Annotated in this window: 13 protein-coding genes; 10 read left to right on the plus strand and 3 right to left on the minus strand. The window is 45.5% G+C overall.

All coding sequences use genetic code 11. The features are described 5' to 3' along the window. Window positions 1-28: 28 nt before the first annotated feature. The 7 genes from FR741_RS23405 to FR741_RS23435 all read left to right on the plus strand — a co-directional run bounded on the left by FR741_RS23405 (window position 29) and on the right by FR741_RS23435 (window position 10,635). A complete protein-coding gene (locus FR741_RS23405; RefSeq protein WP_174856120.1) occupies window positions 29-1,903 on the plus strand; it encodes a sensor histidine kinase in 1,875 nt (624 codons plus the stop codon). Continuing rightward, entirely contained in the window at window positions 1,896-3,122 is a 1,227-nt protein-coding gene (locus FR741_RS23410; RefSeq protein WP_167427843.1) for a sigma-54-dependent transcriptional regulator, read from the plus strand. Before FR741_RS23405 ends, FR741_RS23410 begins: the two co-directional genes overlap by 8 nt. 172 nt (window positions 3,123-3,294) lie before the next feature. Beyond that, the gene (locus FR741_RS23415) at window positions 3,295-4,686 is read left to right on the plus strand and encodes an HlyD family type I secretion periplasmic adaptor subunit (RefSeq protein WP_005392136.1); all 1,392 of its coding nucleotides are present in this window, start codon (window positions 3,295-3,297) and stop codon (window positions 4,684-4,686) included. A 114-nt stretch (window positions 4,687-4,800) separates the two neighbouring features. Then, window positions 4,801-5,484 (plus strand): transglutaminase-like cysteine peptidase, encoded by a 684-nt coding sequence (locus tag FR741_RS23420; RefSeq protein WP_005392134.1) that lies wholly within the window; start codon window positions 4,801-4,803, stop codon window positions 5,482-5,484. 5 nt (window positions 5,485-5,489) lie between these two features. Beyond that, on the plus strand, window positions 5,490-7,403 hold the full coding sequence (locus tag FR741_RS23425) for a bifunctional diguanylate cyclase/phosphodiesterase (protein ID WP_031780239.1): 1,914 nt from the start codon (window positions 5,490-5,492) through the stop codon (window positions 7,401-7,403). A gap of 15 nt (window positions 7,404-7,418) precedes the next feature. Then, complete coding sequence (locus FR741_RS23430) at window positions 7,419-9,533, plus strand: type I secretion system permease/ATPase (protein ID WP_006740888.1); 2,115 nt, start codon at window positions 7,419-7,421, stop codon at window positions 9,531-9,533. A 508-nt stretch (window positions 9,534-10,041) separates the two neighbouring features. Next, complete coding sequence (locus FR741_RS23435) at window positions 10,042-10,635, plus strand: mechanosensitive ion channel family protein (protein WP_012842403.1); 594 nt, start codon at window positions 10,042-10,044, stop codon at window positions 10,633-10,635. A gap of 301 nt (window positions 10,636-10,936) precedes the next feature. On the opposite strand, the gene FR741_RS23440 is transcribed toward FR741_RS23435, so the two are convergent. Continuing rightward, window positions 10,937-11,275, minus strand: a complete 339-nt coding sequence (locus FR741_RS23440; protein WP_167427879.1) for a hypothetical protein — start codon at window positions 11,273-11,275, stop codon at window positions 10,937-10,939. A gap of 231 nt (window positions 11,276-11,506) precedes the next feature. On the opposite strand from FR741_RS23440, the gene FR741_RS23445 reads away from it, so the two are divergent. Beyond that, complete coding sequence (locus FR741_RS23445; protein ID WP_085342445.1) at window positions 11,507-12,091, plus strand: flavodoxin family protein; 585 nt, start codon at window positions 11,507-11,509, stop codon at window positions 12,089-12,091. 62 nt (window positions 12,092-12,153) lie between these two features. Here the strand turns inward: FR741_RS23445 and FR741_RS23450 are convergent, their stop codons facing one another. Beyond that, window positions 12,154-13,779, minus strand: a complete 1,626-nt coding sequence (locus FR741_RS23450; RefSeq protein ID WP_167427844.1) for an ABC transporter substrate-binding protein — start codon at window positions 13,777-13,779, stop codon at window positions 12,154-12,156. 141 nt (window positions 13,780-13,920) lie between these two features. Between FR741_RS23450 and mpaA the strand changes: the two genes are divergently transcribed. Beyond that, on the plus strand, window positions 13,921-14,631 hold the full coding sequence (gene mpaA, locus FR741_RS23455) for a murein tripeptide amidase MpaA (protein ID WP_053808187.1): 711 nt from the start codon (window positions 13,921-13,923) through the stop codon (window positions 14,629-14,631). 19 nt (window positions 14,632-14,650) lie between these two features. Here mpaA and FR741_RS23460 read toward each other — a convergent pair whose 3' ends face one another. Continuing rightward, on the minus strand, window positions 14,651-15,502 hold the full coding sequence (locus tag FR741_RS23460; protein ID WP_167427845.1) for a MurR/RpiR family transcriptional regulator: 852 nt from the start codon (window positions 15,500-15,502) through the stop codon (window positions 14,651-14,653). A 242-nt stretch (window positions 15,503-15,744) separates the two neighbouring features. Here FR741_RS23460 and murQ point away from each other — a divergent pair, with 242 nt between their 5' ends. Further along, the gene (murQ, locus tag FR741_RS23465) at window positions 15,745-16,647 is read left to right on the plus strand and encodes an N-acetylmuramic acid 6-phosphate etherase (RefSeq protein ID WP_015313724.1); all 903 of its coding nucleotides are present in this window, start codon (window positions 15,745-15,747) and stop codon (window positions 16,645-16,647) included. Window position 16,648: the final 1 nt, after the last annotated feature.

A 16,648-nucleotide genomic window follows, 5' to 3' on the forward strand; every position in this document is an offset into this window, starting at 1 on the left:
ACAGCATCACAGTGTGTCATTTGATACCATGACACAAAAAACCAGTGAGCTGATCGTGAACTTACTCAACCCTAAAGCCCTACGCCATTTTCTACTGCTGCTGTGTGCCGTTGGCATTTCAGGGCTTGCGCTTACTCATCATTACGCAACTCAATACCAACATGATCAGTGGCAACAAAAGCTAGAGAGACAAGCGGCGCAAGTGTCGCAAGAAGTCGACTACGAGCTGGCAAAGTTTGAACAGATACCAAACCTATTAAGTCACGATCCGAGATTACTCAAAGCAGTAGAACGCGGAGCGTCCTCTCACGAGCTCAACCTATTGTTAGCAGATTGGTTGAAACAAAGTTTGGCCGATACGATTTACGTTCATGACCGCACAGGTTTAGTCATTGCCTCAAGTAACTTTCAGCAAGAAGATACGTTTGTTGGTTCCAGCTTTAGCTATCGGCCCTATTTTAAAAATGCGCGACGCGGTGAACCTGCTCAATATGTCGGGTTAGGCGTTCGTTCAAATAAACGTGGGTACTTCTTCTCATCTCCGCTTTGGGTAAATGATGAGGTCGTTGGGGTGATCACGGTAAAAGTGAATTTGGAGCAGTTAGAACAGCGTCTTTCGCAAACCACGACGGACGTACTCATCACGGATAAAAACAATGTCGTGTTTATGAGCAATTTGCCTAACTGGCGCTATCGTGCACTTTTCCCGCTGTCACCGAGTGCGATAAACGAGCTTACCGAAACGCGTCAGTATGGCGATACCTTACCAGAGTATTTTGGTGAGCTTACCGCGCAAAGTGGCGTCACCGAGTTTGCTGATAATCAATTGCTCCTCTCACCCAATTACCTCGCATACGCGACACATGTATTGGATAAAGGATTTCGCGTCGTTGCCTTGATAAACCACAACACCGTCCTTGCCGCCGTTTTACAGGCTGATATCGTCTTCCTGATTCTATATGCGCTCATTGCGCTGATTGCGTTGGCGTGGTTCCAAACACTCGTGAACAAGGCACGCCTAGCCGACCTTAATGTGAGCCTAGAAGAAAAAGTGGTGCAACGGACACTAGTGCTGAGTGAAGCCAACCAAAAGCTACAACAGACTATCCGCCAATATGAGCAAAGCCAGCAAGAACTCAAACAAACTCAACAAGAGTTGACCCAAGCCGCGAAATTGGCACTGTTGGGCGAGCTGTCTGCCAGTATTAATCATGAGATAAATCAGCCACTTTCCGCACTAAGAACCTATACCGAAAACTCGCAGCGTTTGTTGGCAATGGAAAAATACCCAATGGTCGCCGACAACTTGGGCAAAATGCTGACACTCAATGAAACCATTTCGGAAGTGATCGCACGCTTAAAAGTCTTCACTCGGAAAGCCACGCACGATTCACACAATGAAATCGCGGTACTGCACGACGCAGTACATACTGCCACCAGCATTTTGAGCAACAAACTCATTAAACAAGGGGTGACATTAAAAGTCCCAGCCATCGATTATAATGTGAAGCTAGCAATTCACAGCGTTGAGTTAGAGCAAGTTCTGATCAATCTCTTCCATAATGCTGCACAAGCGATGGAAAACTACTGCATTGATCCGCAAATATCTATTGCCGTTCAGTGTCATGATGACAGCTGTGACATTCTTGTTTCCGACAACGGGCCCGGCATGTCGGACGAAGCCTTAGCAAAAGTCTTTGACCCATTTTTTACGACTAAGCCAGAGGGCTTAGGATTAGGTTTGACCATCTCCAAACGCATTTTAGAAAGCTATCACGGTTCACTCAGTGCTTATAAACATCAGAACACGGAACAACAAGCAGGAGGCATGACCTTTATCGTAACGCTGCCAATCGCTATCCAAAACCAACGCAACCTAGAAGTGGAAAACAACCATGAATAATCCCGTTTTCTTTGTTGATGATGAACCACATATTCGTGATGCCGTCGCTCAAGCACTGCTTATTGAAGGGATAGACGTCACCTGCTTACCAAACGCCGTGGAAGCCTTGCGCGTTATCGACCCAAATACGCCAGCGATCATCATCACCGATATCCATATGCCTGTGATGGATGGATTGGAGTTCATGCGAACGTTGCGAAGCAAAAACGATCACTTTCAATTTATCGTACTTACCGGACATGGAGATGTGAAAACCGCGGTAGATGCGATGAAAAGCGGCGCGTACGACTTTCTCGAAAAGCCTTTTTCAACGGAACAACTTATGAAGTCGCTCAATAACGCTGGTGATAAGTTGAATCTATTGCAGGAAAACATCTGGCTTAAAAAAGAGCTCGACATGCAAACTCATGTTGGTCCGAAAATGATTGGTCACAGTAAAGCCATGGTGAGCATTCGTCGCGCTTTGATCAGCGCACCAACGAACCAGCCGATCATTTTTGTTGGTCAAGATGGCACAGGTCGCCGGCTCGCCGCACAATTTGCCCACGACATACATGCAACGCCAGACAGCGAGTTAATCGCCGCTTCTGGTGAGGATCTCTATGAGCTTTCATTAGAAGCCCTCGATAAAGCCATACATCGCTTGATTGAAGGAAAAAGCCATTGCAGCTTGTACTTACATAGTGCTGAGCATGTCTTATATGAACAATGGCAATGCTTGTTTAACCACCCGAAACTTGAGCGTGTTTTTGGTGCGACAACCCAAGTTGATCCGTCTATAAGAGCCCTAGCTACTCTAATTCACTTGCCGACACTCGATGAAAGAAAAGAAGACATTGGACCTTTATATAAGCACTTTGTACGCCACGCAGCGAGCCGTTATCAGCTTCAACCGCCACACATTAGCTTAGAAGAAGTCAAACATCTGACCGATTTAGAATGGCCAGAGAATATTAAGCAGCTGCGCCAATTTGCAGAACTTCGCGCACTCAAGCCAGATACCTTCCGAATGGAAGATTGGAACAGTGAAAAAAGTATCGAAATTCAGAGTATGACTCAGCGCACAGAATACTTTGAATATTGCTTATTATTCGATGCACTACAAAGACACCGAGGCAGACTCAAAGAGGTTCAACTAGAATTACAGGTATCACGCAAAACCTTGTACGACAAACTAAAAAAACATCAGTTGGATAAAACCAAGTTCAAGGCGCAATAGCCATACTCTGACGATATCTTCACTTTTCTTTTGCTAGAGAAGCATTGAAAACGCTCATTCGGAGAGAGAATGGTCTTCGTCTCATATTTTTATTCGCCGAGCATACTGACATGATCGGTTAATAATAATAAGATCAAAAAGATAATCAGCATTTATATAAGCAGGGACTGTGATGAGCCGAGATAACTACAACAAACTCAACAATGAAGAGTTGGATTTTGTTGACGACAAAACTGCAGCATTGCTCCTCAACACCCCCAACAGCGCACGTTTGATGCTCTGGGTGATGGTGTTGTTTTTTATTGCTGCAATAGGCTGGGCATCTTGGGCTGAAATCGACCAGGTCACTGTTGGTCAGGGAAAAGTCATTCCCTCTTCACAGATTCAAGTTGTCCAAAACTTAGAAGGTGGCTTAGTCAAAGAAATTTTAGTCAAAGAAGGTCAGTTGGTTGAAAAAGGTCAGCAGTTACTTCTTATCGATGACACTCGCTTTCGCTCTGATTTTCGTGAGCGTGAACAACAAGTTGCCAACCTAACTGCGTCTGTGCTGCAACTCTCAGCTTCGATCAACAGTGTTGCCGTGAATCGTGATTTTGAAACGGAAAACTGGCGCCAAAGCGTTGTACTCGATTATGGCAAACTGACCTTTCCACCAACTTTAGAAGAAACTCAGCCGAAACTCACTCAGCGCCAGAAAGCAGAATACCGCGAAGATTTAGACAATTTACGCAATCAACTTTCGGTGATTGACCAACAAGTTCAGCAAAAGCAGCAGGACTTAGTAGAGATTGAAGCGCGAGTAAGGAACTTACGTCAAAGCTATCAATATGCGAAGAAAGAATTAGACATCACCAAACCGTTGGCTGATGAAGGTGTTGTGCCTCGTATTGAATTACTCAAGTTACAACGCCAAGTCAACGACACCCGCCGCGAAATGACGTCCAGTGAGCTCAAAATCCCGGTATTAAAATCAGCGATTCGAGAGTCCATGCTCAACCGTATTGATGTTGCGCTCAAATTCCGTTCAGAACAGCAAGAAAAGCTCAACAGCGCCCAAGACCAGTTATCTGCCTTGGTTGAATCAGCAGTGGGTTTAGAAGATAGAGTTAATCGAACCGTTGTGAACTCGCCAGTAACAGGCAAAATCAAAACGCTGAACATCAACACCGTTGGGGGGGTTATCCAGCCAGGCATGGATATCGTCGAAATTGTACCAACTGAAGATACGTTATTAGTTGAAGCGAAAATTGCACCCAAAGACATTGCATTTTTGCGCCCAGACCTACACGCCATCGTGAAGTTTACGGCTTACGACTTCACTAAGTACGGCGGCTTAGAGGGTGAATTGGAGCACATCAGCGCAGATACAACCCAAGATGAAGAAGGAAATAGCTTTTACATCGTTCGTGTCCGCACCGATAAAACGAATTTTGGTCAAGATGCAGATTTACCAATCATTCCAGGAATGACGGCATCGGTCGATATCATCACAGGGAAGCGAACCGTTTTGGAATATCTACTTAAACCGATTTTAAGTGCCAAAACGAACGCCTTGAAGGAGTAAATCACACCAAGGTACTCACAACGGCGAGTATTGAGCGATAAGTGATTAAATAAAAAGCACTTGTTTCTCACTGACGAACCCTTTAGAAGAGTATACTTGTGATATGAGTCGAATATGCGATCCAATTTGAAGCGTAAAGTTACATTATTAATCAGTTTAAGTTGTTTTTCGTTCCAAATTGGTGCGTTAAGCAGTAAAGAACAACAATGGGTCAATACGGTCACAGCGGTGTACGGCGAACGTGCGGGATTGCGCGTAAATACATGGCGAAAAAACCTCGACTTATTTAAACAATTAGAGACACATGAACAGCTCGCTGGCGTCAACGACTTTTTTAACCAGCTGTATTTTGTTGACGACATAAAACTGTGGGGAAAGACAGATTATTGGGCTACGCCACTCGAATTTTTAGGGAGTAATGCAGGGGATTGTGAGGATTTCACCATCGCCAAGTACTTCTCGTTACTCGAGCTAGGAATACCAGATTCTAAGATGCGTTTGATCTACGTAAAAGCCATCGAACTGAATCAGTTTCACATGGTATTAGCTTACTACCCAACCCCAAGCTCTGAGCCGCTCATTCTCGACAATATCAACCCTGATATTGTCCGAGCCTCTAAACGTAGCGACTTGCTACCGATATACAGTTTTAATGGTACAAACCTGTGGTTGATGAAGTCTTCTGCTAGCACTGGAGAGCTGGCAGGGAAAGCATCACGGTTGAGCCTTTGGAATGACTTACGCTCGCGCGAACGTAAGTTGCAGTTAAATAAACCTAAAATTAACTATGACGAGTGAGAAACATGACCCTATATAAGAAGCTTGTAGTGGGAATGGTTACGGTCTTTATACTCTTGTTGGCATCAGTATTCGTAATCCAATTCAACACGACTCGAGACAGCTTGGAACAACAGCAACGTTCAGAGGTCAACAACACCATTAACACCGTAGGTTTGGCATTGGCTCCTTACCTTAAAGACAAAGATAAAGTCGCGGTAGAATCCGTGATTAATGCTCTGTTTGACGGCAGCACCTACTCGGTTGTTCGCCTGACCGCTTTAGATTCTGACTACCAAATCGTGCGCACTTACCCGGTTAAACCAAGTACGGTGCCACAATGGTTTATCGACATGAATCTATTCAAAGCCATTCACGATAAGCGCGTAGTAACCAGTGGTTGGATGCAACTTGCTGAAGTGGAAATCATTAGCCACCCAGGAGCAGCTTACGAGCAGCTCTGGCAAGGCTTTATTGGTTTGTTATCTGCATTCAGTGTCATTTTCCTGGCTGGTTTAATTGCGATTTCGTACATCCTCCGTCGCTCACTAAAACCATTAGCGGCCATCGTGAAAAAAATGCATGAAATCGCTAATAACCAATTTGGTGAACCACTTGCTCGTCCAAGAACTAAAGATCTGATCGCGGTGGTAGATGGCATTAACATGATGTCTGCTCAAATTGAGCTGTCATTCAAAGAGCAAGCGAAAGAGGCACAACGACTGCGTGCTCAAGCTTACCTCGACCCTATCTCCAAACTGGGTAATCGCTCGTTCTACATCAACCAAATAGACCAATGGCTTGCAGAGCAAACGCAAGGGGGTATCGCGCTACTCCATGCAGAATACATTGGTGACATTTACGAGACAAAAGACTACCAACGCGCCGATGCCCACGTAAAAGAGCTGTCTCAACGTCTGAAAAACACCATTGATGTTCCGGGAGCTACCATTGCACGCCTGTCTAGTGATGAGTTTGGCCTGCTTTTCCCACACATGGATGAAAGCGAACTACGCATTTTGGCGGACAGCATCGTGAACTGCGTTAACGGGTTGAACACTGATCCAACCGGCCTAGCCAAACCAAAAGCAGCCTTAGGTGTTGCGCATAGTAAAGACCAAAAAACGCGCTCTGAAATCTTATCTATGGTGGATAATGCGCTCTCGAAAGCAAAAGCTCAACCAGACAAAGCTTACGGCTTTATCGGCAGTGACACACCTTCTAACTTAATGGGTAAACAGCAGTGGAAAGCGCTGGTTGAAGAAGCGATTCATAGCGATTGGGTTAAATTCCGCTTCCAAGCAGCGAAGAACACTTGGGGTAAAGTGTTCCATAACGAAGTGTTCTCAAGCATCGAAAAAGAGGGCGAAACGTTCCGTGCCAACCAATATTTATTCGCACTAGAGCAGTTAGACGCCACCAATATTTTCGACCAATACGTTATTGAGTCGATGATTAAGATGCTAGAAAGTGGCGAGCTAACCGATCCTGTCGCGATCAATATTGCGCAAAGCAGCTTGTCTCAGCCATCGTTCATTCGCTGGACCACCAGCATGTTGGAAAAACACGCAAAAGTGGCCTCTAAGCTACACTTTGAAATTCCAGAGGAGTGTTTTATTGATCAGCCTCACCACACGGCGCTGTTATGTAATGCCATTCGCCAATCCGGGGCTGAGTTTGGCGTAGATAACTATGGACGTAACTTCCAATCATTGGAGTACATCCAAGAGTTCCGCCCTAACTATGTGAAGCTCGATTACCTATTCACACACAACTTACACGACGAAAAACAGAAATTCACGCTAACGTCGATTTCTCGTACTGCCCATAACCTAGGCATTACGACTATCGCGTCGCGTATTGAAACTCAAATCCAGTTGGACTTCCTCACCGAGCATTTTGTTGAGGTATTCCAAGGATTCATCGTCGACAAGGAATAAAAAGGTTTACCACAGATGAAAGACCCTTTACTGAATTCGCTCATCTACGTTAGCCGTTACTATGGGTTAGCTAACTCGCCAGAAGCGCTGGTCAATGGCCTTCCGCTTTCAGACGGCAAGCTAACTCCATTTTTGCTACCAAGAGCAGCGGAAAGGGCCGGATTGGTTGCCAAGGAAAACCGTGCAGAGCTGGAGAACATCTCCAGCCTGATTCTGCCGGCAATCTTAGTTCTTAAAGGCGGTGACTCATGCGTTCTCAACAGCATTAACGCGGAGACACGCGAAGCCGAAGTCACCACCTTAGAAAGTGGAATGGTGCCAATCTCCATTCCATTAGAAGACCTACTTGAGCAGTACACTGGTCGCTACTTTTTAGTTAAAAAACAATTCCGTTTCGATGAGCGCTCTCCCGAGGTGCTCAAAACCAACGAAGGTCACTGGTTTTGGTCAACCTTGTGGCAGTCAAAACGTATCTACCGCGATGTTTTAATCGCCTCACTTCTCATCAACCTCTTTGCCGTTGCCGCCCCGCTGTTCACTCGTTTGGTGTACGACAAAGTGGTACCAAATCTCGCGTTTGAAACCTTATGGGTATTGGCAAGCGGCATCTTTGTTGTCTTTCTATTCGATTTCATACTCAAATCGTTGAGAAACTACTTTATTGATGTCGCAGGAAAGAAGTCTGACATTCTGATTTCCTCCAAGCTGTTCAGCAAAGTGATGGGCATCCGAATGGAGTCCAAGCCGCCTTCGGTCGGCGCATTCGCTCGCCATCTTCAAGAGTTTGAATCTATTCGAGAATTCTTCACGTCTGCAACCGTCAGTGCCCTAATTGACCTGCCTTTTGCCATTCTGTTCTTGGTGATTATATGGCTAATGGCTGGTGATCTTGTGTATGTTCCAATGGTCGGCGTGGTCATTTTGATTGTCCATTCGCTACTGATACAAGGACCGCTGCGTCGCTCTATAGAGGAAGGGTCACGCTTAGCATCGCAAAAATACGCCAACTTAATTGAGAGTCTAGCGGGGCTAGAAACCGTAAAAATGCTCAGCGCGCAAAGCCAATTCCAATACCGTTGGGAAGAAGCGGTGGCGCACATGGCGAACTGGAACATCAAAAGCCGCCGCATTACCGACAGCATCCAGAATGCGGCAGGCTTCGTGCAGCAAAGTAGTAACGTTGGGATGATCATTCTCGGTGTTTATCTGATTGCAGAGGGCGAGCTCACTATGGGTGGCTTAATCGCCGCAACCATGTTGAGCGGTCGCGCCATAGGGCCTTTGGTTCAGTTGTCTTTGCTCTCAACGCGCTACAACCAGGCGAAGTCTTCTATGACGATTATCAATCAAGTCATGGAAATGCCGGACGAGCAAGAAGAAGGGAAACGCTATATCCATCGCCCAATCATCCAAGGTAAGATTGAAATTGATCGCGTAACGTTTCATTACCCAGACTCTCCTGTCGCGTCTATACGTAACATTTCTCTCACGATAAATCCTGGAGAAAAAGTCGCTATCATCGGTCGGATTGGTTCGGGTAAGACAACGTTGGAGCGCTTGATTATGGGCTTGTATAAGCCAACAGAGGGGCACGTACGTATCGATGACACTGATATTGCACAGCTTCACCACGTTGATGTTCGACGTAACATCGGCTGTGTGCCTCAAGATTCGAATCTATTCTTCGGTTCGATTCGCGACAATATTACCTTGGGTCGTCCACTAACAGATGACCGAGACGTGCTTGATGCAGCAAACCGTGCAGGCGTGACCGCATTTACACAATCGGATCCAGCTGGTTTAGAACGTCAAGTAGGTGAAGGTGGTGCGATGCTTTCTGGTGGTCAACGTCAAGCAGTCACGATCGCTCGTGCATTTTTGGGCCGTCCTCCCGTCCTACTCATGGATGAACCGACCAGCGCGATGGATAACCGCTCTGAAATGCATATTAAGCACCAGCTATCTCAGCTCAAACCGAGCGAAACATTGATACTGATTACGCATAAAACGTCGATGCTCGACATCGTTGATCGAGTAATTGTGATGGAGAAAGGCAGCATCATTGCTGACGGTCCTAAAGCGCAAGTGCTGAATGACCTAAAGCAAGGCAAAGTACGTGCGGTTAGCTAACCGAAATTAGCATTTACAAAAGAGAAAGGCCCCGTTTGACTCATGTTTAACGGGGCTTATTTTATTGAGAATCCAAGATAGTTAAGCTCTTCAAGCACTATCCAAACGAGTACAAGGCCAACAATCACGAATAAAATCATAATCGCCTTTTCATCTTCTTCCATTTGATAGATATCCTAGCAAGCCATTTCACTCAACACGTCTTAGGTTATCAGGACAAAAATCATATTCAGCACGTTTATACGATCCTAGCCTCATACAATACCGGATATGAGATACAGCTCAAACATTAAACACTTTAAAACCGCATCAACTTTGGTTGAATATATGCGGTGAGCGCAAACAGAAGTAAAGCTCTGCACACTATTGATAAAACTCTACAACTCTCCGTAGGCTCTAGGGCGAAATTCCTAGGTAGAGAGACGAAAATGGAGAGAAAAATTTGTGATTACTTACATCAGAAAATCAGCTATAACAGCGGTTTTCTTAATATCGTCGAGTTGAAGAAATGAATGATTGGATCCATCTAGATCAAGTGAGCCAGTATTTCACCGCTGGCTCTCTCGGGTACAAAGTCTTAATGGGCATTATTGTCCTGATTGCTTATCGCATTCTGAAGAGAATCGTCAATCGAGCCATTTTAAACTTAGCGACCTCAAAAGGTGTAAAAAAGGCCCGCCTGAGTTTTATTCAGCGTTGTTTTAACGTCGTGCTTTTATTTTTAACCGCGTCTGTTTTTGCCATTATCACCGGGATTGGCTATGGCGATGTGTCATTGTTCCTATCGTCCATTTTCGCCGTATTGGGTGTGGCGTTTATTGCGCAGTGGTCAATTCTGAGCAACATCACTGCCAGCTTTTTGATCTTTTTTGTCTTCCCATACCGAGTGGGCGATCGCATTAAAGTCGTAGACAAAGACGAAGACATCAGCGGCGAGATTCAAGAAATCAGTATGTTTCACGTGTTAATTAAGCACGATAACGGTAACTTGATCACTTACCCAAACAACCAGATTTTGCAAAAAGCGGTACTAAAGCTGGCGAAAAACAAGCCAGAGCCAAGTAAAGCAAAATCTCGGATTTATACTCGCAGAAAGAAATAACCCACTAAAAAGCCGATGTAGATACATCGGCTTTTTAATATCACTTGGTAGTCACAAATAACCCAAAGTTAATGGAGAACAACAGTGAAGAGACAAAACGTATAAACTGAAAGGTCACCGCTGTATTCTTTCATGATAAACACATGACACATCGCCGAAACCAAAAGCGCCACTTTAACCAAAGTAAGCTTCTTCTTTACGAACCTTAAATAAATACAAAAAATAGAGATGGTGCAAGCAAAGAAAAAATCGTCACTAGTTCCATCTTCCTTAAAATACAAGGACATGGTTTTAGTTAAGCTTATATTTTTAGCTTCATTATGAGCCACCCACTAATATTTAGCGAGATAAGGGCAGAAAAGAGGTAAAAAACAAGACTGACCGAAACAAAAAGTAGTGCATGCACTTTTTCTTCTAAGCTCTCTGGATGAACATTCATATCCACATCAAACATCCCCCCTATAAAGTGTGCAATTACCGTGGAAGAGGCTGTAGAAAGGCCTCCTACCATAATGATAATAATCCCTCGCCTTAAGAAACGATGAAATGTACTTTTCCCGCCTTGGATCAGGTCTGAGTTTACATATTTTAATCTATTTTTCCGCCTATTAATCATCACTAGCATCGGTACCTTTATCATTGTTTCCAAGAGAGTTTTCTACATCTTTAAGATCTTCCTTTAACGCTTTTATACACGACATTCATCGTCGTTGCATTCACTGTAGTTATGCCGTCGACTTACCCTATAAGAAAGCTCTTTAGATACCAATTCGTACTTTATCTATCTCAAACCTCTTCTTGACCTCAACTTAGCTTGAGGTTTTAGCCTTAGTCGCACGATTAAAAATCAACAATGAAAAAAGGAACCATTGTGTCCAAAATTGCGATTATTTATTTCTCTAAAACCGACGTTACTGGTCAGCTTGCTCGCGCGATTGCCGCAGGCGTTGAACAACAAGGCATTAAGCAGCAAGATGAATGTGAAATCCTCTCTCACCGAATTGAAGGCAGTGAGATTATTGAGGGACGTTTTGTGAACCCTAAACTAATGGATGAACTTGCTGAGTGTGATGCGATTATCTTTGGCTCACCGACCTATATGGGCGGTGTAGCAGCGCAGTTTAAAGCATTTGCAGATGCAAGCAGTGAATCTTGGTATTACCAAAAATGGGCGAGCAAAATCGCGGCTGGCTTTACCAGTGGTGGGGCAATGAATGGCGACCAATCTTGCACATTACAATATCTACAAACGCTCGCTAACCAACACGGCATGATGTGGGTCGGGTTGGATAAGATCAGCAATTCTGGGGAGCAAAACCTGAATCGTTATGGTGTACAAGGTGGTATTGTTGCACAAGGTGGTGAAGGTGGTCAGTTGCATGCTTCTGATGTTGCAACGGCGGAGTATCTTGGCAAACGAGTCGCAATGCTAGTGGACAAGCTCTCCGCTCGCTAACAATAAACAGAAGCCCCGTAAGACACATCTTCGGGGCTTCTGTTTATCGCTTGTTTTGAGCGCTACTTCTTGATGTAGAGATCTTTCGAGTAGATGCGCCCTTCTACGTTATTCTTTGCAAAGCCACCCACGGTTGGACGAACCAAACGTGCTTGCATGTAGTAATAGATTGGCGCGATAGGCATATCTGTCGCCAGCAACTGTTCAGCTTGATCGTAAAATCCTTGGCGCGCTTTCTCATTAGTTGCAGCCAATGCACTGTTCATCGCGTTGTCATACGCTTCACTGCTGTAACGTGCAAAGTTACCCGAAGAACCTGAGCGAAGTAAGCTCAGGAAAGTAGACGCTTCATTGTAATCACCACACCAGGAAGCGCGCATCACATCGAAATTGCCTTGTTTACGCGCCACTAAGTACGACTTCCACTCTTGGTTTTCTAACTCCACATTTGCACCGAGATTTTTTTGTAGCATCGACGCTATCGCAACCGCGATCGATTTGTTTGCCTCACTGGTGTTGTACAGCAATTTAAAATCGAGCGGCTTGTCTTGGCTGTAACCCGCTTCTTTTAACAACTGACGCGCTTTCTCGTCACGTTGTTGCTGACTCCACTTACTGTATTCAGGCGGCGTCGCATCAAACCCTGCGGTGTACTGATGCGCAAAAGTATAAGCAGGAAGGTTGCCCACTTGCGTGACACCATTCGTAATCACATCGCGCATGATGGAGTACGACACCGCTTGACGCACTCGCGCATCATCAAATGGCGGACGAGTGGTATTGAATGCGTAGTAATACGTACACAACAATGGCACCACCGTGTAAGCCTGCTTGTAATCTTGTTTAAGCTTCTGCGCCATATGAGTCGGCACATCTGACGTGATATCCAGCTCTCCTGCCGCATAACGATTGATCGACGCGTTTTGGTTTTCAAACGGAATGTAAGTCACTCTGTTTAAATGCGTATCTGCGCTGCCCCAGTAACTTGAACTCTTAACCAGTTCAATGCGCTCATTCACGACCCACTTATCCAATGTGAATGCACCGTTACTAACAAATTGGTCTGGATCGCTCCACGGCTTGTCGCGGTTTTCCACTGTCGCTTGATGCACTGGCATCATGGACGTGTGCCCAGTCATGGCAACAAAGTACGGAACTTGACTGTCCAACTCAAAACGTAGGGTGTATTTATCTACCGCCTTGATACCGAGCTCGTCCAAAGGCTTTTTGCCCTCTGCTACATCGGCGATGTTTTTGATCTTGGTGAGTTTGAGATACCAAACATTTGGAGAAGCGGTTTTCGGATCTACCGCTCGGCGCAGTGAATAGACAAAATCCTCCGCCGTCACAGGCTCGCCATTCGACCATTTCGCTTCTTTGCGCAAGTGAAAAGTAAAGGTTTGGTTGTCGTTGGTTTCCCATGATTCTGCCACACCGGGAATGATGTTTCCGTCACGATCTTGAGTCACAAGCCCTTCAAATAAGTCACGAATCACATGCATTTCTGGCAGACCTTCGGCTTTCGCTGGGTCAAGCGTCGCCGCCTCTGCGTCATTCGCACGTACTAAATGCTGTTCTGCGGCAAGTTGAATGCCTTTAGGTAAGGTCTCCGCAGCAACTGATGTAGCAAGAAAAGGGGTGAATAAAGAGGAAATCAGCAACGCCGTTGAATGTTTTTTAAAATCCATATCGCTTTTCGTTCTCCTAACGCGTCTTGTGAAGCAAGTGCCACAATTAACATTTCAACCGTTGACGAGTTTAAACGGTTCAGTTTAGCTAGGTGTAATTAGCTTAGATATTGATACTACTTCATCAATCAGGAGATTACGGTGAGTCTAATTCCAAGAACGGAAAGAGCGGCATTTTTAATTCGGCCAACAATATACGGTCAATCCGTGCTTGGTGCGCCATTACTGTATTTTCCGGCACAAGTCGAAAGTGCTTCGCGAGGTTTGATTTTAGCAGGCACTCACGGGGATGAGACGGCCTCGATTGCAGGTTTGTCCTGCGCGCTAAGAAGCTTGCCTGCTGAAAACTTACGACATGATGTGATTCTGTCACTGAATCCGGACGGCAACCAGCTAGGCACACGCGCAAATGCAAACCAAGTGGACCTCAATCGCGCGTTTCCAACCCAAAATTGGACTGAGCATGGCACAGTGTATCGATGGAGTTCTCACACACCCGTTCGAGACGTAAAAGTGAAAACTGGCACTAAAAACCAGCTAGAGCCAGAAGTTAGCGCATTAATTAACTTGATTGAACTGCGCAAGCCAAAGTTTGTGGTGTCGTTTCATGAACCGCTTGCGTTTGTAGATGATCCCAAACATTCCGACCTTGCCAAATGGCTCGGCGAGCAGTTCCAACTGCCAATCGTGGACGATGTCGACTACGAAACACCCGGCTCATTCGGCACTTGGTGTAGTGAACGTGATTTACCTTGCATCACGTTGGAATTGCCCGCTATTTCTGCCGATCTCACCATTGAAAAACATCTCTCTGCTTTTATTGCTTTGCTGAGGCACGATCCGGATCTTTAGTCCGCTGTTGGTTAAGCGATCATGTGAGGATCTGTTTGATGTCGGTACTGATATCGCTGATCAACTGACGGGCACTGTCGTCTCTTTGTTGAACCAAGATGATAAACAGCAAATCGGTGATCACGTTTTGCGCGGTACGCGAAGCAATGGATGAGCTGCGATGTTCCGTTTCATTGGCAATCGTATCAAACGTAATATCGGCAATACCGCGCAAGCGACTTCTTCCAGGCGCAGATAACGCAATCACCTTCGCGCCCTGCTCTTTTGCCGCTTCTGCCGCGACGAGAATTTCTTTGCGCTCACCCGAAAACGAAATTGCAATCTGAACATCTTCTGGAGAGAGCGTGCGGGAAACAGCAATCTGCACGTGGCTGTCTTGTTCAGAAAGCGCCGTAATACCAAGTTTAAGCAGTTTAAAGCTTAAATCCTTCGCGGTCAGTGCAGAGCCCCCAATCCCGACCACTTGCACTCGACGCGCTTCACTCAACCATTTCACCGCTTGGTGACACGCTTCGTAAGACAGCGTATTGGTGGTTTGAAACATAGCGTCGGTTTTCGCTTTCACCAGTTTCTGTGAAATAACCGCAATGGGGTCGTCAGCCAAAATATCACTGTGCAGCGGTGTCGACTGCATCGCATGCTTACGGCCAATCTCTTCATTCAGAGCTAACTTAAACTCGCTGTAACCTTTAAAGCCGATACGCTGAGTAAATTTCACAATGCTCGATTGACTCACTTTTACTTGCGCCGCAAGTTCTTGGCTGGTGAGCAGCGCCGCCTTTTCTGCGTTTTCAACAATCCAATCGCCAACCAAACGACCACTTTGCGAAAGCTGAGTACGCCTCGCGACTATCTTATTGATAACTGACACAACAAAAACCTCAAAAATTTTAAATAAATTATTCCAAATCAGAAATAATAGGCGTTTGATTTAACCCCCTGATTATTCTAACCAAGACAGTTAATCCCGGACGTAATAGACGTATATTTTCTCTCATTATTCCAAATTTCTCCTGCATAAAGAATAACCTCAAGTGTGATTTTTATCACCAAACCTGAATATTTTATTCCATAAAATCGCCCTCAGATTGAACATTACGAAGAGTGCAAAACATGAAAATTGATTTAAGCCGATTGGTGACAGAAAGCCGTAATCCAGCCAGTGCAGAGATTGATACGCTTTCGACCATCGAGATGCTGCAAGTCATTAATGAAGAGGATCAAAAAGTCGCGCTCGCGGTCAAAGCAGTGCTACCACAAATTGCAAAGACGGTTGATGCAATTACTCAAGCGTTCGCCAATGGTGGCCGTTTGGTTTACATGGGAGCTGGCACATCAGGCCGCTTAGGAATTCTTGATGCGAGCGAGTGTCCTCCTACCTACGGCACGCATCCAGACATGGTGATTGGCTTAATTGCTGGTGGACACCAAGCGATTTTGAAAGCGGTAGAAAACGCAGAAGACGACGTGAAAATGGGTCAAGACGACTTAAAAGCGCTTCACCTCACCAAGCATGACGTGGTTGTAGGCATAGCTGCAAGTGGCCGCACGCCTTATGTGCTAGGTGGTTTGGAGTACGCTAAATCCATCGGAGCTACGACCGCATCTATCGCCTGTAATCCAGAATGTGCCATGGCAAAAGCGGCCGACATCGCGATTCTGCCGATTGTTGGCGCAGAGGTCGTTACTGGCTCTTCTCGCATGAAAGCCGGCACCGCACAAAAACTGGTGTTAAACATGCTCACGACAGGTGCAATGATTCGTAGCGGTAAGGTATTTGGCAACTTAATGGTGGATGTAGAGGCCACCAACGCCAAGCTCATCCAACGCCAAACCAACATTGTTGTAGAAGCAACTGGCGCATCAAAAGAAGAAGCAGAGCGAGCATTAAATGCCTGCGATCGCCACTGCAAAACTGCCATCTTAATGATTTTGGCCGATTTGGATGCCGAACAAGCCAAATCACGCCTCGCCGCGCACAACGGTTTTATTCGCGCAGCACTAAATAATAACTAAA

The sequence above is a fragment of the Vibrio diabolicus genome (assembly GCF_011801455.1).
In the GTDB taxonomy this organism is placed as follows: Bacteria; Pseudomonadota; Gammaproteobacteria; order Enterobacterales; family Vibrionaceae; genus Vibrio; species Vibrio diabolicus.

Bases quoted from the DNA above. Each gene is read 5' to 3' on its own strand.
- FR741_RS23405 (WP_174856120.1), top strand. From the start codon at position 29: ATGACACAAAAAACCAGTGAGCTGATCGTGAACTTACTCAACCCTAAA.
- FR741_RS23410 (WP_167427843.1), top strand. From the start codon at position 1,896: ATGAATAATCCCGTTTTCTTTGTTGATGATGAACCACATATTCGTGAT.
- FR741_RS23415 (WP_005392136.1), top strand. From the start codon at position 3,295: ATGAGCCGAGATAACTACAACAAACTCAACAATGAAGAGTTGGATTTT.
- FR741_RS23420 (WP_005392134.1), top strand. From the start codon at position 4,801: ATGCGATCCAATTTGAAGCGTAAAGTTACATTATTAATCAGTTTAAGT.
- FR741_RS23425 (WP_031780239.1), top strand. From the start codon at position 5,490: ATGACCCTATATAAGAAGCTTGTAGTGGGAATGGTTACGGTCTTTATA.
- FR741_RS23430 (WP_006740888.1), top strand. From the start codon at position 7,419: ATGAAAGACCCTTTACTGAATTCGCTCATCTACGTTAGCCGTTACTAT.
- FR741_RS23435 (WP_012842403.1), top strand. From the start codon at position 10,042: ATGAATGATTGGATCCATCTAGATCAAGTGAGCCAGTATTTCACCGCT.
- FR741_RS23440 (WP_167427879.1), bottom strand. From the start codon at position 11,275: ATGATAAAGGTACCGATGCTAGTGATGATTAATAGGCGGAAAAATAGA.
- FR741_RS23450 (WP_167427844.1), bottom strand. From the start codon at position 13,779: ATGGATTTTAAAAAACATTCAACGGCGTTGCTGATTTCCTCTTTATTC.
- murQ (WP_015313724.1), top strand. From the start codon at position 15,745: ATGAAAATTGATTTAAGCCGATTGGTGACAGAAAGCCGTAATCCAGCC.